The sequence below is a fragment of the Allobaculum fili genome, from assembly GCF_020969955.1.
Taxonomy (GTDB): Bacteria; Bacillota_I; Bacilli_A; order Erysipelotrichales; family Erysipelotrichaceae; genus Allobaculum; species Allobaculum fili.
The window spans coordinates 1-24,086 of sequence record NZ_JAHDSX010000022.1; the positions used below are offsets into that span (position 1 = coordinate 1).

At 50.7% G+C, this 24,086-nt stretch carries 16 protein-coding genes and 1 pseudogene; 7 read left to right on the forward strand and 10 right to left on the reverse strand.

Annotation, left to right across the window (positions count from 1 at the left end; translation table 11 throughout):
• Positions 1-1,053 precede the first annotated feature (1,053 nt).
• The 5 genes from pstB to Afil_RS06285 form a co-directional block, all read right to left on the reverse strand.
• Complete coding sequence (gene pstB / locus Afil_RS06265) at positions 1,054-1,818, reverse strand: phosphate ABC transporter ATP-binding protein PstB (protein WP_230267715.1); 765 nt, start codon at positions 1,816-1,818, stop codon at positions 1,054-1,056.
• On the reverse strand, positions 1,815-2,888 hold the full coding sequence (pstA, locus tag Afil_RS06270) for a phosphate ABC transporter permease PstA (protein ID WP_230267716.1): 1,074 nt from the start codon (positions 2,886-2,888) through the stop codon (positions 1,815-1,817). Before pstA ends, pstB begins: the two co-directional genes overlap by 4 nt.
• Positions 2,885-3,745: a phosphate ABC transporter permease subunit PstC gene (gene pstC / locus Afil_RS06275; RefSeq protein WP_230267717.1), complete on the reverse strand. Its 861-nt coding sequence runs from the start codon at positions 3,743-3,745 to the stop codon at positions 2,885-2,887. The genes pstA and pstC overlap by 4 nt, the downstream gene beginning before the upstream one ends.
• Positions 3,746-3,769: 24 nt before the next feature.
• Complete coding sequence (locus Afil_RS06280; RefSeq protein WP_230267718.1) at positions 3,770-4,669, reverse strand: substrate-binding domain-containing protein; 900 nt, start codon at positions 4,667-4,669, stop codon at positions 3,770-3,772.
• A gap of 430 nt (positions 4,670-5,099) precedes the next feature.
• The gene (locus Afil_RS06285) at positions 5,100-5,567 is read right to left on the reverse strand and encodes a hypothetical protein (protein ID WP_230267719.1); all 468 of its coding nucleotides are present in this window, start codon (positions 5,565-5,567) and stop codon (positions 5,100-5,102) included.
• A gap of 469 nt (positions 5,568-6,036) precedes the next feature.
• Here Afil_RS06285 and Afil_RS06290 point away from each other — a divergent pair.
• Together Afil_RS06290 and Afil_RS06295 are read left to right on the forward strand one after the other, a co-directional pair.
• A pseudogene (locus Afil_RS06290) lies at positions 6,037-7,279 on the forward strand (IS256 family transposase).
• Between the two features lie 801 nt (positions 7,280-8,080).
• Positions 8,081-8,839 carry a glycoside hydrolase family 3 N-terminal domain-containing protein gene (locus Afil_RS06295; protein WP_230267720.1) on the forward strand — a complete coding sequence of 253 codons (759 nt, stop codon included), beginning with the start codon at positions 8,081-8,083 and terminating at the stop codon, positions 8,837-8,839.
• Between the two features lie 180 nt (positions 8,840-9,019).
• On the opposite strand, the gene Afil_RS06300 is transcribed toward Afil_RS06295, so the two are convergent.
• Both Afil_RS06300 and Afil_RS06305 read right to left on the reverse strand, forming a co-directional pair.
• On the reverse strand, positions 9,020-11,986 hold the full coding sequence (locus Afil_RS06300; protein WP_230267721.1) for a tetratricopeptide repeat protein: 2,967 nt from the start codon (positions 11,984-11,986) through the stop codon (positions 9,020-9,022).
• Positions 11,987-11,999: 13 nt separating this feature from the next.
• A complete protein-coding gene (locus Afil_RS06305) occupies positions 12,000-12,362 on the reverse strand; it encodes a hypothetical protein (RefSeq protein WP_230267722.1) in 363 nt (120 codons plus the stop codon).
• Between the two features lie 713 nt (positions 12,363-13,075).
• Between Afil_RS06305 and Afil_RS06310 the strand changes: the two genes are divergently transcribed.
• Entirely contained in the window at positions 13,076-13,468 is a 393-nt protein-coding gene (locus Afil_RS06310; protein WP_230267723.1) for a hypothetical protein, read from the forward strand.
• Between the two features lie 457 nt (positions 13,469-13,925).
• Here the strand turns inward: Afil_RS06310 and Afil_RS06315 are convergent, their stop codons facing one another.
• Together Afil_RS06315 and Afil_RS06320 are read right to left on the reverse strand one after the other, a co-directional pair.
• Positions 13,926-14,432, reverse strand: a complete 507-nt coding sequence (locus Afil_RS06315) for a hypothetical protein (protein WP_230267724.1) — start codon at positions 14,430-14,432, stop codon at positions 13,926-13,928.
• Positions 14,433-14,569: 137 nt separating this feature from the next.
• Entirely contained in the window at positions 14,570-17,401 is a 2,832-nt protein-coding gene (locus Afil_RS06320; protein WP_230267725.1) for a TIR domain-containing protein, read from the reverse strand.
• 868 nt (positions 17,402-18,269) lie between these two features.
• On the opposite strand from Afil_RS06320, the gene Afil_RS06325 reads away from it, so the two are divergent.
• The 4 genes from Afil_RS06325 to Afil_RS06340 all read left to right on the forward strand — a co-directional run bounded on the left by Afil_RS06325 (position 18,270) and on the right by Afil_RS06340 (position 23,591).
• A complete protein-coding gene (locus Afil_RS06325; RefSeq protein WP_230267726.1) occupies positions 18,270-20,195 on the forward strand; it encodes an alpha/beta hydrolase family protein in 1,926 nt (641 codons plus the stop codon).
• Positions 20,179-20,670: a PTS sugar transporter subunit IIA gene (locus Afil_RS06330; protein WP_230267727.1), complete on the forward strand. Its 492-nt coding sequence runs from the start codon at positions 20,179-20,181 to the stop codon at positions 20,668-20,670. The genes Afil_RS06325 and Afil_RS06330 overlap by 17 nt, the downstream gene beginning before the upstream one ends.
• A gap of 711 nt (positions 20,671-21,381) precedes the next feature.
• Entirely contained in the window at positions 21,382-22,665 is a 1,284-nt protein-coding gene (gene murA, locus Afil_RS06335; protein WP_230267728.1) for a UDP-N-acetylglucosamine 1-carboxyvinyltransferase, read from the forward strand.
• 188 nt (positions 22,666-22,853) lie between these two features.
• On the forward strand, positions 22,854-23,591 hold the full coding sequence (locus Afil_RS06340) for a LytTR family DNA-binding domain-containing protein (protein WP_230267729.1): 738 nt from the start codon (positions 22,854-22,856) through the stop codon (positions 23,589-23,591).
• Positions 23,592-23,688: 97 nt separating this feature from the next.
• Here Afil_RS06340 and Afil_RS06345 read toward each other — a convergent pair whose 3' ends face one another.
• Positions 23,689-23,892, reverse strand: a complete 204-nt coding sequence (locus Afil_RS06345; RefSeq protein WP_230267730.1) for a hypothetical protein — start codon at positions 23,890-23,892, stop codon at positions 23,689-23,691.
• Positions 23,893-24,086: the final 194 nt, after the last annotated feature.

Here is a 24,086-nt window from a genome sequence, read left to right on the forward strand (position 1 = left end):
AGTTCTACAAATACGTAACAACCGGCCGATATCCTCTTTCAGAATGAATGGGATTTAAGGGGGCGCGCAGAATTTTTCTTCCACTCGGTCCCTGCGGGACCGTCCTTGACAGCGGGGCCCTTGCCCCCTGGACCCACAAAAGCCGCCTTCAGCAGAAAAGTGAATGGTTCACCATTCAGCTGAAGGCTCAGCAGTGTACCAGGGGGCAACCCTCTGTAAAGGAGCGCTTCAGAAAAACTCTGAGCGCATCGCTTCATCGGATTTGTTCACAAATCCTGCTCAAACAACAGACAAACAGATAACAGGGATAACGTGTCCGAACAAAGGGTTCTCTCTAATTATCGTGTCCTTGACATGGGGTACACTTCAAACCGATATTCGGGAGAAAATGGCCACTTTTAAACTAACAAATACAGCTGCCACAGGGAGGTTTTGGTTTATTTGGCATATATGTACTCCCAGGTGTATCCACCAGATGTCGCGAGGACTCCTCGGCAGCATTTTCTGATGCCTTCACGGGAACAACCCGTCTTCCGGGAAACCTCCGTGCAGTCTTCATAGACCACTCCGGTTTCCACACATCACACTGGACGGGGAGTGCCAAGCCAGTCCGAGCGCAGTTCATTGGCGACCGGATAGGCAAAAGCGCCATCAAGGATGCTGCAGCGAACTGTTCCATCTGGTTTGATGACTTCCTGGAACTCTCCTCGTTTCGAACGCTCCGATCTGCCATCCGGTCAGCTCCAGAAAAAACGCCCAGAGGGAGAAAGTCATATTTGCGTAGCGCGCTCGGCTGCCTATCTTATCTCTGTAGAATTTATTACGCAGGATCCATGAGAAATGAATCCCCCGTTTCATGACTCAAGGGTGGCGGTTCGCTTGCGTACCGCCATGAATGAAAAAAGAGCTGTCGTATACATACAGCTCATAAAACAGGACCGTTGGAGTCTGGCCGGCATTCCGGTCGATCAGACCATGAATGATTGATTGAACGAGTGACTTCAGCAGGAGGACCGAATGATATACGCATCGACCGAACAGCCGGTAATCCGATCATCCAAAGCGGCCGGTGACGTAGTCTTTGGTTTTCTGCTGGGAGGGATGAGTAAACAGGGTTTTCGAATCGCCGAACTCGACCATTTCGCCCTGGTAGAAGAATGCGGTCTGATCGGCAATCCGCATCGCCTGCTGGAGATTGTGCGTGACCATGATGATGGTATAGCGTTCTTTCAGCCGCAGGCAGAGCTCTTCAATGCGCTCTACGGAAATCGGATCCAGCGCGCTCGTCGGCTCATCCATCAGAAGAATCTCCGGTTCAGCCGCCAGAGCGCGGGCAATGCACAGGCGCTGCTGCTGTCCGCCCGAGAGGGAGAGAGCGCTCTTTTTCAGATTGTCCTTGACCTCGTCATACAAAGAGGCCTGCTTTAGAGCGTCGACGACAATCTCTTCCAGACGGGTCCGGTTTTTGATCCCGGCTGTCCGGGGGCCGTAGGCCACGTTGTCAAAAATGCTCATATCAAACGGATTGGGTTTCTGGAAGACCATGCCCACGCGCTTGCGCAGCCGGTTGACATTGATCTTTCCGCTGATGTCTTCCTCTTCCAGAAAGATCTGTCCTTTGACCTGGCAGTGCACGATCAGATCGTTCATCCGGTTGAGACAGCGAAGAAAGGTTGACTTGCCGCAGCCGCTCGGACCGATGAGTGCGGTAATCGAGTTGCGGGGAATCTCCATGGAGACAGAATGCAGGGCCTGCTGGGGGCCATAAAAGACACTGACATCCTGCGCTTTGAGAACAATAGGACTGGACTGGTTCATGCGATCGATCCTTTCGTCATTTTCTTGCAGATGAGCATCTGCCCAAGGTTCATGATAATACACAGGACAAGCAGAACCACCGCGACAGCGGAAGCTTGCGGCATATAGAGACCTTCATTGAGCAGTTTGTACATATGAACGGAGAGCGTAGCGCCAGGGCTCATCAGATCAAAGGCCGGTTTGGCCAGCGTGCCAGCCGTATAGATCAGCGCAGCCGATTCGCCCGCAATACGTCCGGAGGCTAACAGGATACCGGAGAAGATACCGCCGGCCGCCTGAGGCAGAAGGACTTTAAAGATCGTACGCAGCTTTCCGGCACCTAAGGCATAGCTGGCTTCGCGCATCGAATCCGGCACAGCCCGCAGGGCTTCCTGGGCGGTGCGCAGAACGAGCGGCAGGACAAGAACGGCGAGCGTCAGCACGCCGGAGAGCAGCGAGAGACCAAGATGCATCCGGGTCACAAAGAGAAGCATGCCGAAAAGACCAAAGACAATCGATGGAATGCCGGCGAGTGTTTCGGCAGCCACACTGACCAGCGAAACAAATCGAGATTCTCTGGGGGCATATTCTTCCAGATAGACTGCTGCACCGATGCCGATCGGCAAAGAGACGGCCAGGGTAAGGACAGTTATTAAAACCGTATTGATAATAGCCGGCATCATCGACACATTGTCGGTGGTGTAGGTCCAGGCAAACAGCGAAGCGCTGAGATTCGGTACGCCGGTAAACAGAATGTAGATGACCATGGATGCCATGATCAGAAAGCCGGCGCCCGCGTAGAGCCAGGTCAGCGCACGGAGGATCAGACCGGAAACATCGGCTTTCCCCTCACTGAGCGGAAGCGGCTTTTTCTGTTCTTTTGCCGGAACAGACGGACGAGGGATGTCAAACTGTCCAGCCGGCAGAGCGAGGGTGCTGCTGCTCTGTGCGGTATACTCCTGGATCGATGGACTGGCCGGAAGGCGTTTGATGGTAGCCTGCACCGGCCGTTTGACGGAATGAGCAGAGCGGATAGAAGATCCGGATGATCCGGATGAGCGGGCAGACAGAGAGGACAAGGGTATATTCATGATCTGCACTCCTTTTTCTTCAGAGACATAAAGCAGAGGTTGATGCCAAGAATCAGTACAAACAGGACCGCTCCCATAGCGATCAGCGCTTCACGGTGCAGACCGCTCGCATAGGACATTTCCAGAACAATGCCGGTGGTCAGTGTCCGGACCGGACTGAGCAGACTGTCAGGCAGAACAGCCGCATTGCCGGCGACCATAATAACCGCCATCGTTTCTCCGACCGCACGGCCAATTCCCAGGACAATCGCACTCAGAATGCCTGAGGCCGCAGCCGGCAGACAGACGAAGAAGACCGTATGGTCATGGCTTGCACCTAAGGCCCGGCTGCCGTCATAGACGGCCGGATCGACTTTTTTCAGCGCGCTTTCGCTGAGTGAAACGATTGTGGGCAGGATCATCATGGCCAGAAGCACCGACGCGCACAGGATGCCTTTGCCCGATGCCGATCCGGTCCATTTCTGAATCAGAGGGACCAGGACCGTCAGGCCGAAGAAGCCGTAGACAATACTCGGAATACCGGCCAGGAGGCTGATCGCAAACCGGAACGGTTCATACAGTTTCTTCGGGCAGTAATAAGCCAGAAAGACGGCACACAGGACCCCAAGCGGTACGCCCAGGATAAGTGCTCCGGCACTCATATAGAGCGTGCCGGCGACCATACTCAGGATGCCAAACCGGTTTTCACTTGGTGCCCAGTCCGACGAGAAGAGAAAATTGACAGGGCCGATTTTCGCGATCGCCGGCAGGGCGGTTGAGAAGAGAAACCAGCAGATCAGAAAGACGCACAGAATCGAAGCCGCAGCACAGGCGGCAAAGACATACTTCATTCCGGTTTCCCGTTTTGCATTGCTCATAAAAGACTCTCCTTGTCTGCGGATTTACTTGGATTCAAGAGCACTCCAGTCCTCGATTTTGCCGGAATAGACCTCTTTGACCTGATCGGCGCTCAAGGAGTCCACCGTATTGGACGGATTGACGATCACTGCGATGCCGTCTCTGGCAATGACGATACTTTTCAGACCCTGGCTTTCTTCTTCCGGCTTGAGCTCTCGCGAGAGCATGCCAAGATCATAGACGCCTTCGGCTGTGCTCGATGCACCGGTAGTGGAATCGGTCTGCATAACCGCGATCTGTGCATCCGGATTCAGAGACTGGTACGCTTCGGCGAGTTTTTCCATAACCGGGGTAACCGAAGACGATCCGCCTACAGTCATTTCTCCCGACATGCCGGCTGCGGTGTAAACGCCATCCGCTTCAACCGGAACATAGCCGGCCTCGCTGATGACCGCCTGGCCGTCTTCGGACAGCAGGAACTTTTCAAAGTCTGCGGCAAGCGGATTGTCGCTACCCTCTTTCTGGACGACCAGGAACGGACGGCTGACCGTGTAGGTCCCGTCAATGACGGTATCGACCGAAGGAACTACGCCGTCGATCGAGACGGCTTTGACCGAATCGTTCAGGCTGCCCAGTGAGATGTAGCCGATCGCACTCGGGTTCTGCGCGACAGTAGTAAGCATGACCGCTGTCGAGTTGGTGACTTCCGCATCGGCTCGTGTCAGATCTTCGCCGTTTTCTTCCAGTTTGAACAGCTCGGTGAACGCGCCGCGTGTTCCGCTGCCGTCTTCCCTGGTCAGGACCGCAATGGCAGCCGGAGTGTTCTGGGTGCTGCTGCCGCCACTGGAAGCATTACTCCCCGTGCTGTTCGAAGAGCAAGCCGCCAGATTCAGGGCGGCAGCCGCCGCAACGGCGGTAAGAATGGATTTGAAGGTTGTTTTCATCGTTTTGCCTCTTTTCATTTCTATCTTTTCTGAAGACGGCTTCAGTATAGCAATGCCGTGTAAAGAAGCAGAAAGACGGATGTAAAGTCCTGGATAAATCGAAGCAAAGAAAAAGGCGAAGAATTCCGGAATGCGGAACGCTTCGCCTGTCGGTTGAAAATCATGATAGATAAAGCTGTTTTGAACGGCCAGGTCGACATTGATCAGCCGCAGCCGTCCTGCCGGGCAGACCGTACAGACCGCCTGAAGAACAGCAGGCAGCCTGAAAGCCTTTTTAGTTCGTCCCCGTATCGACAGTTTCTTCAGCACTCCCCTTCAAAGACCGCCCACAGACATGCAGCTTGTAAAGTTCTGATTAAAGAGAGCAGAAAACCGGTGCTGAATTTACAGGAAGGTAAAAACAGCACCCGGATTTTTCATGAATCTGCATTTATCGGATCATCAGAGCCGATGCCGATCGGATTTCCGGTTTGGGCGGATGGTACTCCTTGCAGATGAACTGGCCAGGACTCTGGACCGGTGCATTCTTCGGCTCCTCTTGCAGGGCTTTGATCGTGTAAAAAACAAAGACTGTACCCCAGACCATATCCATATAGACAGCAATAGTGCTCAAAGCAGAAAACGCGAACGCGCGGGTATATCCATACTTCACCATACTGATCAGCTCCGAAAAGGAAGATACGCTGGTGATATCAAGAGCGAAGTATTCCCTGGCCTGATTCCGCTCAATCCAGGCTCTGAAAAACTCTCTTTGCCTGGCTGGATTCAAAACAGGAAGGAGTTCACTGATGTGCTGAGATGAGAGCGGCTGCCCAGGACAGGTTGTGTTGTGGACCGACCAGCGCTCCGCCCGATAGAGCGGTCGGCCTTCTTTGCACAGGTACTGACAGCAGGTCATGATATAGGGCCATTCGACTGGAAAAACATCCTGAAGGCACTGAAGTAATCCAGATTCCTGGGCGGATGCGGATTTGTTTATAAACAGATAATTTCCAGTCTTTTTAGCCGAATATTGGGACGACTGCTCAGGGTTAGTGACGGACGTTCTGTTTTTCGAACGAGGGTGGTCAGGGACCAGTTCGCCGGTGATTTCATCGATGTGGCCAATGCAGCTCCGGTGAGAATCTGGCTTCTTCGTTTTTAACCCGAATGGACGTGTGCGCCGGCAGCGCGCTTCGCTCAGCTCTAGAAGATGAAGGGGCTCCTTCCTCCCATTACCTCACTCGCGGTCCATCGTTTTACAGAGCGATGGTCGACAAAGTGATGGTCTACAAGGAGAGTGTAAGGTTTTTTGTGTATATTCCATCAAGGCTTTTGCCTGATACAATCCGTTCAAAGCCGGACGAATCTATACAAGGAGACCTTTTATACCACGTAAAGCCAAATCTGCACCTACAGTTCAGGAACAAATTGCTTCTACCATCATTAAGGAATATCAGCCACAGTCGTTTCAGGAAGCCTCTGACATCATCAAATCGATCTTCGGCCCTGTGCTGGAACAGATGTTCCAAGCTGGATTCGCATCTGGGTTATACCAGTGGGTCACACGCCAAGAAAACGACTGAGAATCGCCGCAACGGCTATTCTGAAAAGACCGTGAAATCTTCCCAGGGCGAACTGGATCTGCGTGTTCCTCGTGATCGCCTCGGAACATTTGAGCCACAGGCTGTCCCTAAAGGCAGCAGGGATATCTCCGATATCGAGAATAAGATCCTGCGCATGTATGGGCAGGGAATGTCGCAGCGCGACATCTCCGCTATCATTCAGGACATCTATGGCTTTTCGGTCTCTGCGGATACGATCTCAAACATCACAGACCGCGTTTACCCTGTCGTCGATGAATGGCGCAATCGTCCCCTGAAGCAGTGCTATCCCTTCGTCTTTGTAGATTGCCTTTATGTGTCAGTAAAAACTGAACGTGGTGCAAAAGAACAGGCTGTATATGTCGTCTTAGGCTATGACACCGAAGGCCATAAAGACATCCTTGGCATCTGGATTGGCGAAAGCGAATCCAAACACTTCTGGATGCAGATTTTTGACGAGCTGAAGAGCCGAGGCGTAGAAGATATCTTCTTCCTGTCCATGGATGGAGTTAGAGGTCTTGAAGGCGGAGCCAAAGCTGTATTCCCGAATGTGATTGTGCAGCGGTGTATTGTCCATTTGCTTCGTAATTCATTAAAATATATTCCTGCAAAAGAAAGAGCTAGTTTCTGTAAGGACATTAAGAAAGTCTATAGCGCTCTGAACGCTAAGGAAGCAGAGGCGGCTTTCGAGGAATTCAAGGAGAAATGGAGCGGCTTTCATGGCGCTGTAAACGTCTGGGAACGAAACTTTCATCATGTGCTGCAGCTGTTTAACTACGGCAGCGCAGTCAGAAAGATAATGTATACAACCAATGCGATCGAGTCGGTCAACTCAAGCCTGCGAAAAGTAACGAAAAAGGGCTCGTTCCCAAGCGAAGATTCGGTTTATAAAGCCCTGTATCTGCGTATCGTAGAGCTTGAGAAGAAGTGGCGGGGACGGACAGTACCGAACTGGTCAATCGTCCGGAATCAGCTTCTGTGTGAAGAGGGGCTGAGCGCCAGATTGGAGAAATACTCAGCCAAGTAAGAATCAGATCGAGGAGCCGCTCATGAAATTTTCTTCCGCTTAAACCCTTTACAGCGGGTCCCCGCTCCCCCTGCACCCCCTGAAGACGTCCCCGCCGTCGAAAAAATGCCACCCTGGCAGGGACGTCACAAGTCTAGCAGGGGGCGCCCGCTATAAAGGGCCGCTTCAGAAATTTTCAAGCGCTCACCATTCAGTGAAGTGTTTTGGTTCTTCGGCACGAGCAAATGTTTCAACAACTAAAAAACGAATTTACACAAAGGATTTGACATACCCCCTGCCCTGGGGACGTCGAGGCTGCACTCCTTGAGCCGTATGAGATCATCCGGAAGACGGGAAACGGAAAAGGAAAGTAAAAAATCGGGATGGCGCAGGGGACAAACGCAGCAAAAACGCCGCAGGCAAAGGGAAATGAGAAAAAAATAGCACCATTTTCAAAAAAGGGGTGACGGAATGTAAGCGCTGTCCTATCTTGTGCTTGTAAGGTGTTATCGAAAGAGCATCACTTACGCAGGGTGTATTATCACAATTCAGATAAACAAGACCTGAAAGCTCGATTTAAAGAAACAAATCCGTATGGATGTCTCCAGGCGAGAAGTATTTTTCATCGTCTGCAAGGTTTCTTTAGACTGGTTTTCAGGTCTTTTTGTCTCCTGCCGTGATGCGCTTTCGATAGCGGAAATCCACTTTGCGTAAGTCGTGCTCGTTCGCACAGAAGCCGACAGGCAAGTGGAGATAAACATGAAAAAGAGAAAAATGAATGCAATTCGACTGGCTCTTGCGGTATCGATGGTCCCCTGAGCGATGGGTGTAAGCGCAGCGGCGGCGATGCCCGTTCTTGCACAGGGCAATGACGAGGCAGTCAGCTTCCCGGAAGTCTACTCCCGGGATCTGGTCATTCCGATGACGGATGATGCAGAAATCAGCAAAAAAGTAGACGCTCTGGTCAAAACCATGACCCGCGAAGAAAAATTCGCGTTCATGGGCAGCAACGGAACAGGCAATGAGGGAAATGCCGGTGCTCTTGTGGGCTGCCCGCGTCTGGGCGTGCCGACCATCAAAATGTACGACGGTCCGGCTGGACTGCTGTATACGGAAGATACAACCAACCCGCCGCAGGAACAGATGCTCGCCGCAACATGGAGCGAAGAAATGGCCCGCCTCTACGGTGAAGTCGTTTCCAGAGAAAATCAGGCGATCGGCGGATCCATGATGCTTTCCGCGCAGCTCGACATTCAGCGTCAGCCGCAGTTCGCCTGTACAAAAGACCAGCTTGGCGAAGATTCGACGCTGCTATCCGCTCTCGCGGACGATCTGGTCGAAGGCATGACCAGCGAAGGCGGCATCGCCGTCCTGAAACATTACGGTGCGTTTGCACAGAACGCGAACCCGGGATCCAACACGAACGTAGAAGTGGATGAACAGACGCTTCATGAAACGTATCTGGCTGGATTCGAATCCGCCGTTCGCAGCGATGCGGCTATTGGCGTGATGTCTTCCTATAACAAGTACCGCAGCGGAAACGTCTTCCAACTCAGAAAACCAGTAAGGAACGCTTCATAAAGCACCCCCGCAGATCTACGGCCAATGCAGCCGTGAATCTGCGGGGGGGTGTATGTTAGATATCTTATTCTTGCAGATCAATATCTGAGAATAAGGCGTATTCGTCCAAAAAGCTAAGCGGCTTGGCCTGGGCAAAGGCGTTCAAGAAAGGCTATTGGAGAGAAGCCTGTCTGTCTGGTTTCAGAGATTTTGAGAGATCCTTTCGGCTCTTCTGAAGTACTCTCGCGCTTCTTCAGGCAGGTTCATCTTTCTGCAGACATAACACAGATTGTTCAGGGTTATGGCCAGAATACGGAGCACAGGCGGGGCGACAAATTCATCCGCAAGCTGCTGCCGGATTTCCAAAGATCTTAGAAAGCAGGTTCGTGCTTCTTCAAACTGACTGGACGCGGAACATACGATACCGAGACTTTCCAAAGAGCAGGAGAGCTTGTATAAGCCCGCCGGCTCAGGACACTGTTCGACAAGCTGCTGTCGGATTTCGACAGATTTTAAGCAAAACGCATAGGCCTCTTCCAGCTGATTCATTTCGCTGCAAAGCCGCCCCGCCTTCCGCAAAGCGGCGGCTAGAAGGTTCAGGGGAACAGGAAATGGATATGGGTTTGCGATCTCCTGCCTGAGTTTTACCGATTTTAAGAGATACTCCAGAGAAAGATTCAATTGATTCAATTCCTCATAAAGATCTCCTAAATTTTCGAAAGCGTCAGCCAGATTGAGCTGTGTTTGGGGTATTGCATGATCGTCTGCCAGTCCTTGCCGGATTTTTACAGCGTTTAGCAAATACGCTTTCGCCTCTTCCAGCTCGTTCATTTCTTTGCACACAAGACCAAGGCTTTCGAAAGCGACGGACAGATCGTACAGTCTTGCCGGCACGGAGCCATCCTTGGCGAGCTGCTGCCGGATTTCCAGAACGTTCAGGAACTGTTCTTTGGCCAGTTCGAGCTGGTTTCGATCTTTGTAAAGGTTTCCCAGGTTTTGAAAAGCGGCAGACAGATCGCGCCGTATGTGCAGCGATGGCTGCGACTCGTCAAGCTGTTTGAGAATCTCTAAAGACTTTAAGAAAAATTTCTCTGCCGTTTCCAGATTTTTCCTGTCTTTGAAAAGACATCCGAGATTTTGAAAAGCGATGGATAGATCGCGCTGTGTCTGCGGGGTTGGGTGAAGCCTGGCAAGCTGCAGGCGAATCTTCGAAGAGTTATAGAAAAAACGGTATGCCTGATCCAGCTGATGCATATTGTTGGAAAGATACCCCAGATTATCGTAAGCGATGGACAGATCTTTCAGGATTTGCGGCGTTGGCTGTGACTCGGAAAGCTGCAGCTGGATTTTCAAAGACTGAAGGAAAAAATCGTACGCATCTTTCATCTGCCACTTGTCCATGCAAAGCCATCCCATCTTTTCCAGAGAAAGGCTTAGATTTTGCTGGAGCAGCGGCGCCGAGTGGAGCTTTACGAGATGCTGATTGATTTCCAAAGCTTCTCGCAAATACTCTTCTGCTTCTTCGAGCTGGTTGAGGTCGTGACAGAGAGACCCCATTTTGTCCAGAGAAATGGAGTAATCCCGCAGCGTTCTGCTCGTTGGCTGAGACTCGGCAAGTTCCTGTCGGATTTCAAGAGCGCTTAAGAAATATCCTTGTGCCTCTTTCAGCTGATCCGCCGCCGTGCAGACAATCCCGAGCGTATCCAGCACATCGGCTAGATTTTGCAATGTGCGCAAGGAGGACTGAGCTGCGACAAGACGCTGTTCGATTTCTAGAGCGGTTAAAACATCCTCTTTCGCTTCTTCCAGGCGGTTCTGTTTAAACAGAACCCTGCCAAGACCTTTAAGCACAAAGCAATGACATTCCATATAGTAAGCGGCCTGTTTCCCCGTTAATGGATGTATTCTGGACAAATCAGCATTGCGGGAATCCAGGTCCTGACCTGTCGGAAGCTTGTCCTCGATGAACGACAGCGCTCTGGAATAGTACGTCTGCGCTTCCTCAAGCTGGAAATTTTCCTCTAGAAACGAAGCAGCGAAGGATAAGGAAATTTCGTCTTCTTTGATTTGGGCATTCTTTTTTGCCCAGTGAACGGCTTTGCTTAAATCGACGGACGTTCCGCGACCGTAGAAATAAATGGTCATCAGCTCCTGAATTGCGGGAAGATAGTTTTGTGAAGCCGCCTGCTCGATCCGATCAATCCCTTTTTCGTAATCGATTTCTACATCGATTCCCTGTGTATAGGCTAGACCGATCCTATAGAGATGGCGGGGATCTTCATCCAGAGAAGATCGCATAGCCGCACTGAGCTGGTCTTTAAGAACCGCTGAATCCATCGCATACAGGCTTGTCAATTCCGGGAAAGGTCCCTTCAGCTGTTCCAGAGAAATATCTTCCCCCTGCATTTGAACCGGAACGATCGTTTTTTTCAGTTTCCGCGCTTCTGGATACTCAATTGCCTGAACATAGTTCGGTTCCAAAACCAGGCTGGAGGTCACGGCCATGGTAAACAGGCAGCTTTTTTCCAGCGCACGATGAATATAAGCGTTAAAGTCTTCGCCAGGAGACAGAAATTCGTCATACCAGATGGCGGTGTCCGCAAACTGCGGATCCTGGTGTATGAGCTTCATCAGCTCCTGCGCCTTTTTCCGGTCCTTCTTTCTGTAGCTTAAGAAAATGTATTTAAAAAATTCGCTGCGTATTTCTTCGATTTGCTCTTTGTTCAGGAAAAATGAATCCATGAATTTTCTCAGTTTCGTTTCATAGGAGATTTCACTTGGATCCGACGAATACAGACAGAGTGCCTGAAGCGATCCGCATTTTTGATTAAAGGCGTCCGCCAGATTCTGATCGGTCAGAATCGGCAGAAACGGAATATGTCTGTCGCAGACCGTCTGAAAAACTTTGGAAAAGGCCACACAGTCCTTGAACAGAAAATTGTAAGTAATCGGGATGACGATCAGATTCATCTGGGACAGGTCGAAATCGAAGTTCTCCAGATCTTCGGGATGCTCGGGATCCGGATCATAGAAAATGATGCATTCCCCCGTCTGAAACAGATCATTGGAAAGACGATCAAAATAAAGTGCAAAATCATCGTGGTGGGCAGAGATGTAGATTTTTGGCCGATATTCGATGGCACCAGAGAAATTCTGTTCAGATTTCATAGAGCTTCCCTTTCTAGGCGGCTGTTTTCGATAACCGCTCTGGAATAGGTGCGGAGGTTGAACCGCACTTTTTCGCTTTGTCAGAACGAAGGAAGACGAGCTGCTTGCCTGAGTGTTTTTCGAGCAGTACGAGTTTAACGCCGGAAATACCATTGAACTCTATCGGTACAATACCCGTTTCGGTATAACCGTGTTTGTCGTACATGGCTTTGGGCCGTGTTCTTTTCGTTTGTATCAAGTCGAAGCTCACCACATCCATGCTCGATCGCATCCCTGGCGGTCGCTGGAGCTGGATGGGCGCCTCGAATCCATCCGGTTTTCCGCCTCTGTTCTTCTTGGGCAGTATGTATTTCTTGGTATATTTTTTCGACTGCATCGAGATCCTCTGAAACGGCTTTTCTGATGTTCATGGAGCTGCCATCGATTTCTTTTTCTGTGGGGATTATCTCTTTTGACTGTGCAGCCGATCAAGAATGGTTCAGAACGTTCTGAATTCGAAAAGAAAAGTGTTCGGTCTTAGACAAAGGGGAAGAGACGAATCTGTTTGCATTTCGATTCCCGACAAAGGATTGAAATGAATTTCGCCCCAGCTTGGCAGCCTGAGTTCGCATTGTGATCTGTGAATGCCGCTAAGAAAAAGTTTGCTCATAATTTGGAGGCCGGAGTTTATGCACAGCCAGATTGTCACGTTTTCAAAAGGGAGAAAACATATTTCCGGCTCGCTGTAAAATAGAAGCAGAATAAGCGAGAGGAAAATATATGGCTGTTAAAGATAGAGAACCAGCAGAACGGAAAGAAACGCCTGCGGAGGAGATCCGGGAAGGAATCATGGGGTTCACCAATACGGATCGGGGCAAGGCGCGGTCTTCTTTTTCGATCGAAAAGGAGATGCGGCCAGAAGGTGCTTTTGTAAGAGAGGCGTGCGTCAATGTCCCAAGATCGGATTCCGTACATCGAAACAGGATTCATGAAACCGGCAAGGACAGCTAGGAATGCCATCCTTGCGCAAACCAGAATCTGACCTTTAAGGCTGCAAAAGAGGAATTTGCACGCAGAAATGTGAAGTTCGATGCCACGCAGAGGCGGACTTTGAAGCTTACCGATCCGAACGGCCTTTTCACCAATCTCGGTCTGCTTCTTTCCGATCAGTGTGAACATACGATTCACATGGGTGTCTTTCAGGGCGTTACCAGTGCGATCGCCAGAGATCGACGCGAGTTTGGAGGATCCCTGTGCCAGCAGATGAACGATGCGTATGCATTTCTCGATTTTTGTAACCAGACGCATTCGACCTTTGAAAAGCTGCTGCGCATTGATGTACGGGATTATCCGGAAGCTGCACTTCAAGAAGCGCTTTTGAGTCTGATCGTTCACCGCGACTATACCTTCAGTCCCAGATCCTTCATTCGCATGTACGAGGATCGAATTGAATTTCTGTCTGTTGACAGTATGATGCCAGGGATTGAGCAAAAGATATTCTGAACGGCTTTTCCATCTGCCAAAATCCAAAACTCGCCGATGTTTTTGACCAGCTTCAGCTGTCTGAGGGCTGCAAAACGGGAATGGAAAAAAATCATGGAAGCGTATCAGCCGTTTGATAAAAAGCCGTCTGTGATGACGACGAAAAAACCGTTCAAGCTCATCTTGCCAAATGTGAATTTCCAATCGTGACGATACGGAAAAGACAAAATGCCGGCAGATCAATCCGGTTTAAGTGGACGTACGTTCGTGTACGGGAAGGCAAAGGATCCGATCTCTTCGTTTTTGCCGGCTCGGGAATCCGTTTAGGCGTGGCGAAAAATGAAAAAAGAAGGAAACAGAATCCCTGTATCGATTTTGCCTGTCAAAGCCGTATTCGAAGCAGAGGTTCTGTTTTTGTGCAGAGGGGAAACGGCCTTAAAAGCGGGCGCTTTGAATCAGGCGATCCAGCCCTTTCCTATCAGGAAGAGGATTTTTCGAGTTTTTTGATTCGCGTTTGGATCTGGCTAAGCTGTTTGTCGACATTTCGCGAACGAATGAAGTGCCTTTGAGCCGCATAGATCAGGCTAAGGTTTTCCAGATTCGCGGCGAGAGTCTGAAGTGAGGGAAGTGTTTCTTTGACCGCCACATTTCTCTGATCAATTTCGACGGCCTGCTCCATATACTGGCACGCGGCATCTTTGTCTTTTTTCGCCGCAGAAATTCGAGCCAGGCTGTTCAAAAAGGTCGATGCCCAGCTCAGAGTTTCGGGATTCTCGCTCTGCTTAATGCATTTTCGAGCAGTTTCGTACCCTTGTTTACAATAAGATTCGGCGGCATTGAGATGATTCTGTTTTTCGTTTAAATCCGCGAGAATTTGAATGCTGATCAAAACCGAATTACAGGTTTCGGGCGAAGAACTGGCTTCATAGCGCCGCAGATGGAGTAAAAGCGACTCCTGGTATAAATCCTGTGCCTCTTCCAGCATGTTCTGTTTCTTTCGCAGATTTCCCAGATCACTCAGAACCGCAGCCAGATAAAGCAGGGGGTGTCGGAAGGGGCAAGCTGGACAAGCGTACGAGCGGTTTCGACGGCTTTCATTCCATAATCCGACGCTTGTTTGAGCTATTCCTGATCCTCGTAATGGCTTCGAAGCTGGCTTGCAATCCGAATCAGACGCGTCAGCGACTCCGAATCTGGGAATCGATCTGCGATTTCGTTTTCTGCTTTGTACTCCAGCTCCATGGCTTTCCTCATGGACTCCACACGGTTCAGCTTGTCGTAGTAAGCGGCCAGGACGCCGAGAATCTGAGAATAAAAGTTCAGATTCTCACAGTCATTGCAAAGCTTTACAAGTTCGCCCGCCGCTGCAGCGCACACTTCGCCATAGTAGAGTGCCTGCTCAAAGTCGTGTCTGCTGGTATAAAAACGCCTCAGCTCATTGGCACTGAACGCCAGATCGTGAAGGCTGGACTGGTTTGGCTCAAGTCTGGCAGCCTGTTTTCTTGCTTCAAACGCTTTCTGACGGGCTTCGATGGTTTGTTCCATATTATTTTTTCCTCCTTGATAAATTTCGACGAGTTTATCTTGCAGACGGGCCATTGCTTTGGCACACAAAGCCTGCCGGCTGCTGGTGTCTTCAGAAAGCCTTCTACGATCGGAAGGGACATACGGTTCTGACGGATTCACTTGATGCTTTTGCCCAGCCATGCTGTCCAATAAGAAAACCAGGTCATCAAGAAGTCTCAAATCTTCCTGGAAACTTTTCTGCCCCAGGAGGCGCTCCTGAATTTTATAAGCGTTCTGAAAGTGATCAGCGGCTTTTTCGGGCTGACTGTCGCTTCGATAGAGATTGCCTGTCTGTTCTTCGAGAAGTCCCAGGAGGGACAGAAGCTCCCCTTCAGGATTTGGCATTTTGTCTTGGATGAGCTGGATTGCTTCTTTACAGCAGCGCACAGAGTAGCTTATCTCTTCACAACGGACAGGAATGGTCCCCAGCAGACTGAGAAAAAATATGGAATATTGAACAGACAGCAGGGAAGCGTCGGTACGGTTCAGTTTTCTGGCGAGCTTAAGACCTTCTTTGGCATATTCTCTTGCCTGACTGGATTTTGCTTGAATCAGACTGATATCTGCCAGTTCCCTGAGGCACTTTAGAAGCTGGCTCCAGGCTTCGGATCGGTCTTCTACCAGTTCAAGCTCACGCGCAGTCTGTGTCGCCTGCCATCCTATCTGTTCGGCTTCTTTTCCCATGCCCTGTACTTTGAAAAGTCTGGAAGTGATTAAAAGAGCATTCAGACGAGCGGTCAGTGTCCTCTGCGTTCTGGCAAGAAGGATTCCTTTCTCGCTGGCTTGCAGAGCCTCCTCGCTGCACACCTGTGCCTCCAGCCAGTCGTGATCCTGTTCAAAAAGTTCTTCCTGCAAAAGCACAACGCGGGTCAGTTGGGAGAGGGTCTCGCCGTTTTCGAGACGGCGGACAGTCTGCCAGGCTATTTGCACCGCCTGGCGTGCATAGGTTCTGGCTTCTGCTCTGCGGTTTTCATGCAGAGATACCTGAGCCATCCCCTCGAGAGCCATCATCAGATCGCTTAAAATTTCTGGCATGTCAATATCCTTTGCCATACGCGCGCAGATCTCGATGGCACGCTGGAAACATTTGGCTGCTGAAGAAGACCGATTCAGTTTCCTGTATAGATTTCCCATATGAAGCAGAGAATGGGAAAGACTCTGCAGCGCCGGTCTGGCGGGAAGGTCATAGACAAGATCGTAATTCATCTGAAGAGCGCGTTTATAGTTTGCCTCTGCCTGCTCTAGATCGTCTTTTTCCAGATCGATGTCGCCGAGCAGATTGAGCAGCGCGGCTTCAAGAGAAATCCAGTCTGTTTTCTGGCGTTCATAAGAGCGGGGCATAGCCTTCTGACCATGATGAAGTGCATTCTTTTCCCGATGAAGAATATGGAGTGCGTCAAGGATGTATTCTTTCGCCTGATCAAACTGACGGTTTTTGAAGGAAAGCTCTGCGCATTTCTGGAAGGCTTCTTCACAGGGATCAAGGGCAGCCAGCCTCTTTGTCCAGAAGATCGCCTCAGGTAAATTGCTCGGAAGACCCAGGCCTTCTTCATAGATGGCGATCAGTTTGCGTATCGCCCGCAATTCATCACGCTGGGCAGCACGCTCAATCATACGCACGCCTTTTTCATAATTGATTTCGACATCGATGCCGTTCAGATACGCCAGACCGAGGCAATAGAGGCGCTTTGCATCCAGGTCTTCGATCTTGCCCATCAGGGAAGACAGCGGCGGATAAAGCGCTGCTCGATTCATTTCATAAACGGGAGGAAGCTGAGGAAATGCGTCCTTAAGACGTTTCAAATCGAGCGGATCGCCAGAAACTAGAACAGGAAGGATTGCTTTGTTCAGGCTCTGTGCGAACGGGTATTCAATTTGCTGGACATAGTTTTTCTCGCAGACCATATGGGAAGTCATCGCCATCACAAACTGGTCGCTTTTCTCTATTCGATTTTGAATGGAGGTATTGAAATCTTCTCCGGGTGTGAGGAATTCGTCATACCAGATGGCTGTATCGACCAGTCTTTCGTTTTCATGAATAACCTGCATGAGCGCCTGCGCGTGTTTCCGATCTTTTTTTCGATAGCTAAGAAAAATGCAGTGCGAAAAAGTCTGTCGGATTTCCTGGATTTCCTGTTCTGCTGGAAACAGAGCTTCCAGATAGTTCTGCAGCTTTTTCGTATACAGAATTCCCGTGTCATTCTGGCTGTGGGGACAAAGTGCCTGAAGATTCCCGCACTTTTCATTGAACAGACTGGCAAGCGATGCATCAGTAAGAAGAGGAAGAAGAGGAATATGTTTCTTTTGTGCAGTGTGAAAAACCGTAGAGAAAGCAAGGTTTTCTTCCGTCAGGAAACGCCAGGTCGCAGGAATGACGATCAGATTCATCTGCGTCAGGTCAAAAACAAAGTTCTCTGCATCCCTGGATGGTCCGGATCCGAATCAAAGTAGATGGTGCATTTCAGCAGACGAAAAAGATCCTGCACGATTTCTTCAAAACAGGCGGGGAAGTCCGCGGGATGCGTTGTGAAATAGATTTTTGGATAGGAATGGGATGAATCTGTGACAAGAAAGTTGACTCTCGATTTCATTACGGTGCCCCCTTTAGACCTGCGCAGACAATCCTGGTTCGAATGGAAAGAAGACAATGTACGAGAAGGGGGGCCTAACTGAATTTTACGAGAGGAAATCGGAAGAAAATTTGGCTTGAGAATCCGTATAACCGGTCGATCTTTAAGTACAAATCCAGCCTTTTCAGACCGTACAGGAAGAAATGCGGAAGACAGGATGGTGCCGCCATGCAGAGAATTCCGTATCCGGGCAGCCTGTGAAAGGCTGCATGCAGAGGGGCTTATGGACTGGTGATCGCTGAGCCGGGGAATGGAAAACGGATCCGGTTCTGGAAGCAGAAGATGGTTTTCTGGAATCCTGTCTTTTTCGAATCTTTGTCTGCGGCACCCCGGCACTCCGATCCTGCTTTCCAGGCTTCTTTCTTCTGGATTCGGGGGACGAGGGCTGCCGCCGGGAAGGCGAATTGGAAAAAGGGATAAGGACAGATATAATTGAAATCAACCGCAGACCCCTGTCTGATTTATCCCTGCTTCTGCAGACGGGTAAAATAATTTCCTGTCGGAATGCGAATTTTCACTCTCCTGCTGGAAATTCGGGTGCAGGGAAAACCGGGACTTCTGCGATCAACGAATGAAGTCGCTGCCCTTACGACATGCAGAGACTGGCGAATTGAGGCGTGACGGATATGAAACCAGTAAAAATTTCTGATCTTTACAGCTTTTCCTTTTACGGATTGCTCAAAACCAAAGGCAAGAACGTTGTCTTCATGCGGGCGGTTCTTGATGAGAAAACCAATACGTATCGCAAGGATCTGATGCTGTGCAAAGGAACGAAAATCCAGCAGCTGACCAGCGGCCGGGACGTGAGCTCCTTTGTCTTTGAGGATGCGAGAACGATCTGGTTTTTCCAGAAGGAACCGGAAAGCAAAAAAAGCCGGCTGTACTCCCTGTCTTTGAAAGGCGGCGAAGCTCTGCCGCAAAGGGAATTTGATTTTCCGCTTCTTTCGCTGATCGGTTTTGCCGGAAAGAATATTCTGCTTTTTCTCGCTCAGTTTGATCTCAACGATCTCGATCCCATTAAGGGAGGCAACGTTGAGGTTTTGACCGAGTCGCCCTGGCAGGAAAACGGATCGGGCTTTACGTCCGGCAAGCGCCAGCTGATCTACGCCTATAATACGAAAACCGGCGAACTGTACGATCCAGCGGGTGAAAATCTCAAAATTTCCGCGATGACGATTTACGAGGAAAAGCTGTATTTTTCCGCAGCGCCCTGCGGCGTACTCCCCGCATTTTTCCAGGATGAGATTTTCGAATACGATCCGAAAACGCGCCTGCTTGTATCTCTGGCCAGAACGAATCTGAGCATCAGTTCGCTTAACGGCATGAAGGACCGCCTGTATTTGTTTGGAACCGACGGAAAAGCGTACGGGCTCAATGAAAACCCGGATCTTTACGCGCTCGATCTGCATACGCGCGTTCTGGAAAAAGTCATGGACTTTGACGAGAGCGTCGGCAATTCTGTCACCACGGACTGTGCAGCGCTTGGCGGCAACTGGATCTGCGAAGATCAGGACCGCCTGTTCATGAGCGCGACGATCGTCAGCCACAACAATCTGTTCTGCTTTGAAGACGGCAGTCTGCATCAGGTTCTCGAATGGCCCGGCACAATTCACGCCTTTGGCTTTTCGCAGGGAAGAACGTACTTCATCGGGGCAAAACCCGGCGGTCTGCAGGAGCTCTTCATGATGGAAGAGGGCGATGTGGTGCAGATCTCCGATTTCCAGCACGCGCTGAAGGACAAATACGTCGCAGCCGCCCGTCCGGTGTTTTATACCGGCTATGAAAGCAGCGCCCAGCTGGGCTGGGTCCTCTATCCATATGACTTTTCAGCAGATCGAAAATACCCCGCGATTCTCGATATTCACGGAGGACCTAAAGCGGTGTATGGAACGGTTTTCTTCCATGAAATGCAGGTGTGGGCATCGCGCGGCTATTTCGTCTTCTTCTGCAACCCGTTTGGAAGCGATGGTCAGGGAAACGCCTATGCCGATCTGCGCGGTAAATACGGAACGATCGATTATGAAAATCTGATGACTTTCACCGATGCGGTACTGGATGCCGTCCCGCAGATCGATCCGGCTCGTCTTGGCGTGACGGGCGGAAGCTACGGCGGTTTTATGACCAACTGGATTATCACGCATACAGACCGGTTTGCGGCAGCAGCCACGCAGCGTTCCATTGCCAGCTGGATTTCGTTCTGGTCGACCAGCGACATCGGTCCGTTCTTTACCGAAGATCAGATCGGGGCAGGTCTCGATCAGGCCGACGTGCTTTGGGATCATTCGCCGATGAAATACATCGCCGGCGCCAAAACGCCGACGCTCGTTCTTCATTCGGATGAGGATTATCGCTGCCCGCTTGAACAGGGCTATCAGATCTTCAATGGTCTGCTCCATCAGGGCGTACCGGCCCGCATGGTTGTTTTTCATCAGGAAAATCATGAACTGTCCCGCTCCGGCAAAGGGAATAACCGGATTCGCCGGCTGGAAGAAATTACCCGCTGGATGGACAGCTACTTAAAAGGAAATACTGAATATGAAGCCAAACTTTAAACGCAAGGAACGCCGTACCCCGGATCGCCGCTTATACGCGCCGGTCAGCGGACGGACGATTCCGCTGAATCTCGTTTCGGATCCGGTGTATGCGGCCAGAATGTATGGCGAAGGCATTGCGCTTGAACCGGCCGAAGACCTGATCTGTGCCCCCAGTGCGGGAACGCTGTGCCTGATTTCCAGTTCCTGCCACGCCTTCGGTCTGGAAACCGAGGCGGGGGAAAAAGTCTATGTACATGTCGGATTTGGAACGTCCGAACTGCGCGGGAAAGGCTTTGAAGTTCTCGCCAGCGAAGGGTCCAAAGTTAAATGCGGACAGCCGATTCTGCGCCTGGACCGCAAGTTTTTCGAAATGCGCGGTACGGATCTGACGACGCTGATGGTAATTCCCGCCTCTCGAATCGGAGACTATAAGATCATGGAATCCGACAGCGCCCAGGCCGGAAAGACTCCGTTGATGGAACGCAAAGCCTGAACGGGAATCACCCGCAAAATCCGCTTTTGTGTGACTTCGGCCCATTTTTACCTTCAGAAACTGACGCTTCAGCCGCTTGCGGGAAAACTGCAGCGGCTTTTTTGATGCCGCAAAGCCCGCAGGTGGCAAAAACGTAGGCAAAACACCCGGAACCCGCGTGAAAATCTGAAAGCGCATGCAAAATCTGCATTGCTTTACAGAATGCCAAAAGCTTGTATAATGAGCACGGGAACTACCAGAAAAACGGAAAAGTAAGGCATTTTTCAGCTTTATTTGATCTGCGCGTTCCAATGACGAGCACACTTTGCAGGGAAGGGGTCCAGTCAGCGCCTTCCCCTTTATCGTCTATTCAGGCCTCTGGAAAAAGACAGTCCGTTTCGCATCTGTCCTGAGCCGTTCCAGAGGAAATAACGGAAGATTTTGGCCGAGTTTTCACCCAGAAAGGGCGGACGTCAAAGCGTGAAAAACGAATTCTGATTCCGCCTGTGCCAAAATCGGATTAGAAAATCTATGGTACTGGGGACTTCATTCAAGACCCCGCCTTATGCTCTGCCCGCAAGGAAGAACAGGAAAGCTTCTTTTCTTGAGCGGAGATCATGCGTTGTGATCTATAAAAATTGAACATCACCCGCGCCTTGCGGGATTCCATAGCGGGCCTGAACGTTTTGCGTACAGCCCGCATCGTCAGTAAGAAAAAGGGGGAGACGCTGCATGGAAGAAGTGATCAAGATCAGAGGAAACCGTCGCCTGAACGGCACTGTGCGGATTTCCGGAAGCAAGAATGCAACAGTGGCTCTGATTCCTGCAGCCATTTTAGGAAATGAGACCGTAACGATCTGCGGTGTACCGCAGATTTCCGATGTCGACGCGCTCGTCGAACTGCTTCGCGAGCTCGGTGTCAAGGTAACCCAGCCCGATGAAGAAACGCTCGTGATCGATCCGTCCGGAATGGAAGATCGCCCGCTCGTTTCCGATGCGGTAACCAAGCTGCGCGCATCCTACTACTTCATGGGCGCACTGCTCGGCAAATACGGCAAGGTTCTGATCCGCATGCCTGGCGGGTGCTATCTGGGACCGCGCCCGATCGACCAGCACCTCAAAGGCTTTGAAGCGCTGGGAGCAACCGTTTCGTATCCGGAAGGAAACGGAGATTACACCCTGATTGAAGCACCGGAAGGCGGACTGCAGGGAACGACAATCTTCCTGGACATCGCCTCGGTCGGTGCGACGATCAACATTATGATGGCTGCCGTTTTCGCCAACGGCCGCACCATCATTAAAAACGCGGCGCAGGAACCGGAAATTATCGATGTGGCCAACCTGCTCAACCGCATGGGTGCCCGGATCCACGGAACCGGAACCAATACCCTGACCATTGACGGCGTCAGCGAACTGCACGGATGCATTCACGAAATCATCCCGGACCGCATTGAAGCCGCTACGTATATTCTGATCGCATGTGCCGTTGCCGATGACATGTGGATTACCAACATCATTCCGCGGCATCTCGAAGCCATTACCCTCAAGCTGAAGGAAATGGGCATCAACATGGAGATTCTTACCGACTCGATCCATGTCTTTGACAATTCGCCGGAACAGAAAATCCGTCCGGCGGACATTACTACCAAGCCGTACCCCGGCTTTGCGACCGACGTACAGCAGCCGTTTACAGCGCTGCTTACGCAGGCTGCCGGCACGTCCACAGTAACCGAAGAGATTTACGTGGAACGCTTCGGTCACCTGGCGGAGCTGAACCGCATGGGCGCAAATACGGAGAAGGAAGGCGCGACCGGCATTATTCACGGTCCGACCCCTCTCCATGGTGCGAGCGTCACCGCAACCGATCTGCGCTGCGGCGCTGCGCTCGTTCTTGCCGGCCTGATGGCGGACGGGGAAACTGAAATTCATGAAATCAAGCATATCGATCGAGGATACGATGACCTCGATGGAAAGCTCAAAGCATTAGGCGCTGATATTCGCCGCGAGATGGTCTAGACAGACCATCTTTTTTTTTCGGAAGCCTTCGGAAACTGCGCGCAAATCTGTAATAATAAGAAATTGTGCAGACCATCCCGGCTTGAAAGGGCAAGGCACCTTGTTCCTGTCGCCCGAACGCCTGCCCATACCCTGGATAAGGCCTTACAGGCTGCATGAGCAAACCCTGCGAACAGAAGGAGGAGACCATGGTAAAGATTGCGATTCTTGAACATGAAAAGGAAACCAAGGACATTGCCTTTTTTCTGGCGGGTCTGTTTTCCGAAGTCGACTGGACGTTTCGTCACTTTTATAAAGCTTCGGCGCTGGCCAAAGCAACGCGGGAAGAGTCGTATCAGATTTTCTTCTTTGATGAAATGTTCGATACGCCCCGTTTTGATTCGTTTTTCGTCCATGACAACCCTTCGGCTCTGTTCGTTTTTCTCTGTCAGAATCCCCAGGCTAAACGCGAAAAGGAAAGCCGGAACCGTGTCCTCTATTTGTCCAAGGACCATTTAAACGATGATCTGCAGCTGTATTCTTCCATCCTTATGGCGCAGGCGGCTCAGAAGGAAGCCAGCTATCCCCTCGTGTACCAGGGAGCTCGGATTGATATTCCGGTAGACGATATTTATTACTTGGAAAAAATTGGAAAAAATGTTCATTTCCATACCCGCAAGGGTGAATTCCATCGCCGTCTCAATCTCGCGGATCTCGACGAAACGTTTTCCAAGTACGGTTTTTTGCGCGTACATATTTCCTATCTGGTCAACGGAAAATATCTGACCGGCATTTATAAGGACGAAGTGGAACTGAATCACTCCATGCACGTGCCGCTCTCCCGGGCGCAGAAGAAAAAGCTTGGACTGACTGTACGTCAGCCGTCCCATACCGTACCCGCCGCCCATGCGCCGGCATCGATTCGAGCCAGGGAATCGGCGGCATAACCCTCGATTCATTTTCAAATGGACGATTTCTTTTCGCAGGTATACTATGCGTCAAACGAGCTTCCTGGAAGGATCAGGGTTCCATGACCGGTATACGTCATATCCGGACTTCCATAATTGTCCAGGTTTTCTCCCCGTTCTTGCCATCCCGCAGGCTTGTCCACCCAGTCAGGCGTGCATGGTCATACACATTGCTGGTATGAATCTGGTAATACGACCAGTTGGCTCTGACTTGCGAATGCGCCATCAGAGCGTCCGTGACTTTGTATTCGCTCGTGCCGATCGAGCGTCGAAATGGCATTGGCGTCTTTGATACTATCGAGCGACTTGAGCCTATTGAGCAGATTTGTCGCATCGTGTTCGTTACCGAAATGTGTGTATTTCGTCTGTGAAGTCAGAATGTACACCGCTTCGGTTTCGCCGCGCGAAGCAAAAAAGCCTTTCGATCCTTCTGCATGCTTGTGCGTCGTCAGCGCTTTAGGCAAATGGAATTCC

Bases quoted from the DNA above. Each gene is read 5' to 3' on its own strand.
- pstC (WP_230267717.1), bottom strand. From the start codon at position 3,745: ATGAGCAATGCAAAACGGGAAACCGGAATGAAGTATGTCTTTGCCGCC.
- Afil_RS06305 (WP_230267722.1), bottom strand. From the start codon at position 12,362: ATGCAGTCGAAAAAATATACCAAGAAATACATACTGCCCAAGAAGAAC.
- Afil_RS06320 (WP_230267725.1), bottom strand. From the start codon at position 17,401: ATGAATCTGATCGTCATTCCTGCGACCTGGCGTTTCCTGACGGAAGAA.
- Afil_RS06315 (WP_230267724.1), bottom strand. From the start codon at position 14,432: ATGCTGGAAGAGGCACAGGATTTATACCAGGAGTCGCTTTTACTCCAT.
- Afil_RS06280 (WP_230267718.1), bottom strand. From the start codon at position 4,669: ATGAAAACAACCTTCAAATCCATTCTTACCGCCGTTGCGGCGGCTGCC.
- Afil_RS06295 (WP_230267720.1), top strand. From the start codon at position 8,081: ATGGGTGTAAGCGCAGCGGCGGCGATGCCCGTTCTTGCACAGGGCAAT.
- murA (WP_230267728.1), top strand. From the start codon at position 21,382: ATGGAAGAAGTGATCAAGATCAGAGGAAACCGTCGCCTGAACGGCACT.
- Afil_RS06345 (WP_230267730.1), bottom strand. From the start codon at position 23,892: ATGCCATTTCGACGCTCGATCGGCACGAGCGAATACAAAGTCACGGAC.
- Afil_RS06330 (WP_230267727.1), top strand. From the start codon at position 20,179: ATGAAGCCAAACTTTAAACGCAAGGAACGCCGTACCCCGGATCGCCGC.
- pstA (WP_230267716.1), bottom strand. From the start codon at position 2,888: ATGAATATACCCTTGTCCTCTCTGTCTGCCCGCTCATCCGGATCATCC.
- Afil_RS06325 (WP_230267726.1), top strand. From the start codon at position 18,270: ATGAAACCAGTAAAAATTTCTGATCTTTACAGCTTTTCCTTTTACGGA.
- Afil_RS06300 (WP_230267721.1), bottom strand. From the start codon at position 11,986: ATGAAATCTGAACAGAATTTCTCTGGTGCCATCGAATATCGGCCAAAA.
- pstB (WP_230267715.1), bottom strand. From the start codon at position 1,818: ATGAACCAGTCCAGTCCTATTGTTCTCAAAGCGCAGGATGTCAGTGTC.
- Afil_RS06340 (WP_230267729.1), top strand. From the start codon at position 22,854: ATGGTAAAGATTGCGATTCTTGAACATGAAAAGGAAACCAAGGACATT.
- Afil_RS06285 (WP_230267719.1), bottom strand. From the start codon at position 5,567: ATGACCTGCTGTCAGTACCTGTGCAAAGAAGGCCGACCGCTCTATCGG.